Source organism: Bathymodiolus azoricus thioautotrophic gill symbiont (genome assembly GCF_001298715.1).
In the GTDB taxonomy this organism is placed as follows: Bacteria; Pseudomonadota; Gammaproteobacteria; order PS1; family Pseudothioglobaceae; genus Thiodubiliella.
The window spans coordinates 1-4,519 of sequence record NZ_CDSC02000195.1 but is presented as its reverse complement, the minus strand read 5'-3'; the positions used below and the strand labels follow the sequence as shown (position 1 = coordinate 4,519).

General features: G+C 39.1%; 4 protein-coding genes and 1 other RNA gene. All 5 read right to left on the bottom strand.

The features are described 5' to 3' along the window. Positions 1 to 160: 160 nt before the first annotated feature. The 5 genes from ssrA to BAZSYMA_RS03765 all read right to left on the bottom strand — a co-directional run bounded on the left by ssrA (position 161) and on the right by BAZSYMA_RS03765 (position 4,438). Positions 161 to 506, bottom strand: a transfer-messenger RNA (tmRNA) gene (gene ssrA / locus BAZSYMA_RS03785). A 24-nt stretch (positions 507 to 530) separates the two neighbouring features. Further along, positions 531 to 1,715, bottom strand: coding sequence for a tyrosine--tRNA ligase (gene tyrS, locus BAZSYMA_RS03780; protein WP_090715775.1), 1,185 nt, complete (start codon positions 1,713 to 1,715; stop codon positions 531 to 533). 17 nt (positions 1,716 to 1,732) lie between these two features. Next, the gene (locus BAZSYMA_RS03775) at positions 1,733 to 2,992 is read right to left on the bottom strand and encodes a glutamate-5-semialdehyde dehydrogenase (protein ID WP_090715772.1); all 1,260 of its coding nucleotides are present in this window, start codon (positions 2,990 to 2,992) and stop codon (positions 1,733 to 1,735) included. Then, positions 2,980 to 3,999: a DNA polymerase III subunit delta gene (gene holA / locus BAZSYMA_RS03770; protein WP_090715769.1), complete on the bottom strand. Its 1,020-nt coding sequence runs from the start codon at positions 3,997 to 3,999 to the stop codon at positions 2,980 to 2,982. The genes BAZSYMA_RS03775 and holA overlap by 13 nt, the downstream gene beginning before the upstream one ends. Then, complete coding sequence (locus BAZSYMA_RS03765) at positions 3,989 to 4,438, bottom strand: LPS-assembly lipoprotein LptE (RefSeq protein WP_090715767.1); 450 nt, start codon at positions 4,436 to 4,438, stop codon at positions 3,989 to 3,991. The genes holA and BAZSYMA_RS03765 overlap by 11 nt, the downstream gene beginning before the upstream one ends. Positions 4,439 to 4,519: the final 81 nt, after the last annotated feature.

The window sequence follows — 4,519 nt, the reverse complement described above, 5'->3', positions numbered from 1 at the left end:
TTATAGGTTTTTTATAATATCAAAATCAATATATTCATCCATATCAGCCATAACATGGGTATTTATCAAAAAAATAGTATTTTTATCATTTAAAGGATACGATAAAATGCTTAACTGTAAGGCATTTAGAGGTATTTTGAGTGGTAAAAATATAAGAATTTGGTGGAGATGGCGAGAATTGAACTCGCGTCCGAAAACCTTCAAACAAAGAATCTACATGCTTAGTTTGGTCTATTGTAGTTAGCAACTTGCCACCCGACCATCAGGGATTGCAAGTGCGATCCCAGTAAGTTTTAACCGAATTACCCTGAAAAAATAATCCTAGCGAGTCTGTAATCGACCGCTATCCAAGAAATACAGACAATCTCAAGGGAGCGGCTAGCTATGCAGCTAGAGCGTAGTTGTTTTCGTTTGCAACTATCTTTTTTAAGAAACTTTTACGAGTTATTCTTATCCTCGGCATGCATCTTTGAGATCCAACTCCTCGTCGAAGCCATGTCATCCCCAAAAATGAGCATTATACGCTTTCTTTATTTGATTGTCACCCTTGCAAATTTGCGCTTGCCGACTTGATAGACTTCTGTGCCTATTTCAGGCTCAAGATTTTTGTTTGTGATTTTTTCACCGTTGATTTTAGCAGCACCTTGTTTAATCATTTGATAGGCATTTGAGGTACTGGGACAAAGCCCAGCATCTTTAAGTAAATTGGCAATTTTGACACCTACATTAAAGTTAAATTCCTCCATTTCGTTAGGAATTTGATTTTTGCTAAAGCGGTCGATAAAATTTTGCTGTGCTTGCTTGGCGGATTCAGCGTTATGAAAACGGGTGATAATTTCATCAGCCAATATAAACTTAATGTCTCTTGGGTTTTTACCTTGCGTCATTTCTTGTTTTAAGTTAGCAATAGTTTCTAGGCTTTCAAAACTCAGTAACTCAAAATAGCGCCACATTAACTTATCTGAAATTGACATGATTTTGCCAAACATATCATCAGGATTGTCATCAATGGCAATGTAATTGTTGAGCGATTTTGACATTTTTTGTACGCCATCTAAACCTTCTAAAATCGGCATAGTAAGGATAACTTGCTGTTCTTTGCCGTAACGCTTTTGTAACTCTCTACCCATCAATAGGTTGAATTTTTGGTCGGTACCACCGACCTCTATATCAGACTCCAATACGACAGAATCATATCCTTGAGCGAGCGGGTATAAAAATTCGTGAATTGCAATATCATCACCATTTTTATGGCGGGCTTCAAAGTCGTTGCGTTCTAGCATTCTGGCAACAGTGCGCATTGAGGCAAGTTTAACAAACTCTATTGGGGTTAATTTATCTATCCACTGCGAGTTAAAGACAATGTTAGTTTTGTTTTTATCTAGAATTTTAAAAACTTGTTGGGTGTAACTTTTGGCATTTTCTTGCACTTGCTCTCTTGAAAGTGGTGGGCGAGTTTTGCTCTTGCCAGTCGGGTCGCCAATCATTGCGGTGAAATCACCGATTAAGAATTGAATCTCATGTCCTAAATCTTGCAACTGTTTGAGTTTATTGATTAAAACTGTGTGCCCTAAATGCAAATCGGGTGCTGTTGGGTCAAACCCTGCTTTGATTTTTAGAATTTTTTTGCGTTTTAACTTGTCTCTTAGTTCATCAAGTGGCAAGATTTCATTGCTGCCGCGTTGAAAGATGGCTAATGTTTGTTCTATATTCATTTTGTTTATTATTGTTTTTAAGGACGGGTGTGCCCATCACCAAGCACGATATATTTTTGTGAAGTAAGCCCCTCTAGGCCAACAGGTCCACGCACATGGAATTTGTCGGTGCTGATGCCGATTTCTGCGCCTAAACCATATTCAAAACCATCGGCAAAGCCTGTAGAGGTGTTAATCATCACTGAGGAAGAGTCGACTTCGGTGATAAAGCGACGCCCAGAAGTGTAGTTTTCAGTAACAATGGATTCGGTATGTCCTGAGCTGTGTCGGTCAATATGGGCTATTGCTTCGCTCATTGAATTGACGATGCGAATGGATAAAATTGCATCTAGGTATTCCGTATCCCAGTCTTGTTCAGTGGCTTGAATAATTTGTTTTGAGAGTTTTTTTGTTTCTTTACAGCCCCTGAGCTCTACGCCTTTGGTAACGAATTTTGCAATGAGTTCGGGCATTATGCGACCAACCGCAGAAGCGTGGACTAATAAGGTTTCTGTGGCATTACACACACCGTAGCGACGCGTTTTAGCATTAAAGGCAATATCAATGGCTTTTCTTTTGTCTGCATCTTTGTCAATATAAGTGTGGCAAATGCCATGTAAGTGTTTGATTACTGGTACCTTTGCACTGTCACTAATGGCCTCAACCAAGCCTTTTCCACCGCGGGGAATGATGGCATCTATATAGGCTGTGGCCTGGACTAATTCGCTGACCACTGAGCGTTCAGTAGTGTCAATTAACTGTACGCAGTTCTGGTCTAAGCCAGCATTGATTAACCCTTGTTTAACGCAAGAATAAAGTGCCAAATTAGAATTAATGGCTTCAGATCCGCCTCGCAAAATTACACCATTGCCTGATTTAAGGCAAAGTGCTGCTACATCAATCGTTACATTTGGACGAGATTCATAAATAATACCCATTACCCCAAGTGGCATACGCATCTTGCCCACTTGAATGCCACTTGGGCGGAATTTAAGGTCGGTGATCTCTCCGACCGGGTCAGACAAAGTAGCAATTTGACTCAGGCTTTCAATAATGCCGTCTAAGCGGGTATCATCCAGCATTAATCTATCTAGTAATGCTGTGTCTAGTCCATTGTTTTTGCTTTGCTCTAAGTCTTTTTGGTTGGCGTTTAAAATATTCTTACGGTCTTTATCCACTTGTGCGGCAATGTTGTTTAAAGCGTTATTTTTTTGCTGTGTGTCTGCACTGCGCAGTGTTTTTGCAGCGGTGCGTGCGTTTTGACCGAGTAGGGTGATTAAATTTTTTATTGAGTCCATAGTGTTTTTCCTGCGAGCATTAGTAACAATATGCGTAGTTCATCAATGACATTTAGATTATCCACGCCTTTGATTGAGCGGTCAATACGCCCAAGTGATAATAATATTTTTTGTAAGCGCTGGTAAGGCAGTCGTTTTAGTGCGTTGCCAATGGCTGTTTGTCTACTTTTCCATACTCTGTGATTACTCATCACGCTACCAACTTGTTTGACTTGTTGCAACTCAATTGCCATATCGGTGATTGAGTTGATCTCTCGATAGAGTGCGCCACTTAGCATAATTGGCATTGCTGTGTCAGTAGTCATTAATGCATAAATTTTAAGCACTTGCTCACTATCACCCATCAGTGCTGAGTCAATTAGGTTGTAGATGGTGTATTGTGATTGTTGACCAAGTTGTTGTATGTAGTCTTCAATATCAATATTGCCATTCGGGTAAGCCATTTTGAGTTTTTGAATTTCTTGCAGTGATGCCAACAAATTACCTTCGGTGTAATAAGCGATATTTTCTGCAATCTTTGGGCTGGACTCAAGGCCTAACTCTGTCATATGGTTGGCAATCCAACCAACAAGGTGGTCTCGTTGCACCTCCCAAGCTTGTACGATATTGCCATTTGCTTCTAGTGTTTTGAACCATTTGCTTTTTTGTTGGGCGAAATCCAGTTTGCCAGTAGAGACGATAAATAAAATATCATCGGCTACATTTGCAGCGATTTTAGTGAGTGCTTTTGAGCCTTTTTGTCCTATTTTACCGGTGGTCAAACGACATTCAATAATGCGTTTTGATGAGAATAATGAAGTTGCTGAGAGTTCGGCAATGATCTTACCCCAATCAAAATTACCATTAACCTCAAAACTGATGCGCTCGTCAAAACCTTGCGCTTTTGCGGTGTTTTTAATGTGTGTTAGGCTTTGTTCAACCAATAAAAGCTCTGGACCGAAAACAAAGTAAAGTGAATCAAGTTGTTTGGTCAGTACTTTGCTGAGTTGTTCAGGCTTAATTTGCATTCAAATGCTGTAATATTCTTAACAATTCTGTGACAAGTGTTTGACGAAGTTGAGAAAAACTACTCGTAATTTGCAGTGTATCGGCTTGAGATAGTGTTACTTCTTTGATGGTTATACTGGCTGTTAAGTTTTTTGACAATAATACTTTTTGATCGCGTACTACTTTGATTGGCACGCTAAGTGTTAGCACATAACTACTAGAATCACCATTCTTTTTATAAGCGGCAGTTTGGTTTCTTTGTACTTCGTTACCAATTTCAAGTTGTAAAGATGGCTTTGTATTTGTATCAAGATGTTTTTTAAATTCAGTGATGAACAGGCTATTTGTATTGCCCGTCACTGATGCATTGATCGGTGTACTATTTTTAGGTACATGAAAACCACAAGCGCTTAATAAGCTAGAAATAAGAATGGTAGAAAGTAAGTTAGTTTTTGACATGGTCTTTTTATTGAATGTGTGAGGTGTGAATTATGACAGAATTTAGATTTTTTTGTTGGTTATCCTTGAAAAATCGCTATT

Coding starts and splice junctions, on each gene's coding strand:
- tyrS (WP_090715775.1), bottom strand. CDS start 1,715: ATGAATATAGAACAAACATTAGCCATCTTTCAACGCGGCAGCAATGAA.
- BAZSYMA_RS03775 (WP_090715772.1), bottom strand. CDS start 2,992: ATGGACTCAATAAAAAATTTAATCACCCTACTCGGTCAAAACGCACGC.
- holA (WP_090715769.1), bottom strand. CDS start 3,999: ATGCAAATTAAGCCTGAACAACTCAGCAAAGTACTGACCAAACAACTT.
- BAZSYMA_RS03765 (WP_090715767.1), bottom strand. CDS start 4,438: ATGTCAAAAACTAACTTACTTTCTACCATTCTTATTTCTAGCTTATTA.